General features: G+C 56.3%; 2 protein-coding genes. Both read left to right on the forward strand.

Annotated elements, in window-relative coordinates; translation table 11 throughout:
• Nucleotides 1–236: 236 nt before the first annotated feature.
• Entirely contained in the window at nucleotides 237–461 is a 225-nt protein-coding gene (locus IB278_RS33520) for a hypothetical protein (RefSeq protein ID WP_192328811.1), read from the forward strand.
• Nucleotides 462–520: 59 nt separating this feature from the next.
• Nucleotides 521–1,117, forward strand: a complete 597-nt coding sequence (locus IB278_RS33525) for a hypothetical protein (protein WP_192328814.1) — start codon at nucleotides 521–523, stop codon at nucleotides 1,115–1,117.
• Nucleotides 1,118–1,393 lie beyond the last annotated feature (276 nt).

The raw sequence follows: 1,393 nt of genomic DNA on the forward strand, positions 1-1,393 counted from the left end.
AGCAGAGTGACCTGCTGTCGATCCTCGCCTTCGATGAATCGCTTCATGTGGTTGCCCTTCAGTAGCGTTGCCACAATCTAGGCGAGCACCGTCAGTTATTCAACCCGTTTTCACACGGCCTCGGCCAAAACCAGACGCTCGCCCATGTTCCAGAATCTGGGCGCACAAACGGCATCTCTAGGGAGACTCGGATGGGGAAGAGTTGGGGTATCGCTAGGTTCTATGGCATGGGCTCCATGGAGTACCGGCTGGAATCCGGAGAATGGTTGGCAGACAGTAGGCTCTTTGATGGAGCACCGATTCAGCTGTTCGAGACGATGGCCAAGGCAGATGCTCAGGCCGAGAAGCTCGACCAGCAAGCCCAGCCTCATGGTGTTCAGTTCATGATCGATTCCCAAGGTAAGGTGCTTACCGTGCGAAAAAAGGAAACCAATCAATCAAAGAAGATTGGTCGTCGCTAGGCCGGACCTGGCCATAACCGGCCCGTGTCTTCCATCGCTCAACTGATTCGAACCCCCATATGTGGCCCTTCAAAAAAAGCGCGTCGGTCTCGCCAGCTCACGCCATCCCGCCTTCAGAAAAGGTTGTAGAGGCCATGGGCGGTCGAGACAGCCCGGTTTACTGCCGCGTTGAATTCGAGTCGAATGGCGAGAAGTCCTTGCAGCGGGTGACGGAGTTCTTTGACTTCGTGAAGGCTGCGAAGGATTGCGAAGAGCCCACCGACGAGTCACAACTACTGGCGTATCTGAGCGATGGTGAACGCTCCTACTTTTCAAACCTGACCCCGGAGGAAGTGGCTGAGTGGAACGAATATTGGTTCTCCACTCCGCTTCCGAAGCGGCATTCCCCTGATATGCCGACTCCACAGTGGGATTTCGCCTCCATGCTTGATGCAATCTGGAACGGGGACTACGACCTCATTGCAATCCAACCGCGAGCGGCACGGTATGTGTTGGAGTTCAATCCCCATGGCTACCCATACGGTGGCACTGGCAGTCTTGTTGCGCTGGTTGAGTGCTTCGGCCATCAAGTCGTCGGCGTTGATGACGGGACGGGATATGAGAGATATGTGCCACGTACGAACATCTGGAAGCCGTCTGCCGGACGTGATGTCTGACCTCGCATTACGCCGGCAATGAATGACTGCTATCGAGCAAGCCAGATGACCGCTTCGGGCTCAAAGCTCGAAGGCCGCGACCGACTACAATCGGCCAAGACCAGACGTTCGGCGCCGAGGCAGAATTCGCCCTCAACGGACGATTCACGGAATCGACGAAACATGACACCCGATTTCGCCGCAGCTCTGGACGCAAAGCTGGAGGAGTACCGCGCTTGGGCTGCGTCAAGACCGGTCCGCGAGATATCGGAAACTGTGAGTGCCCCAAACCTCGTG

Source organism: Variovorax sp. VRV01 (genome assembly GCF_014852545.1).
Lineage (GTDB): Bacteria > Pseudomonadota > Gammaproteobacteria > Burkholderiales > Burkholderiaceae_C > Variovorax > Variovorax beijingensis_A.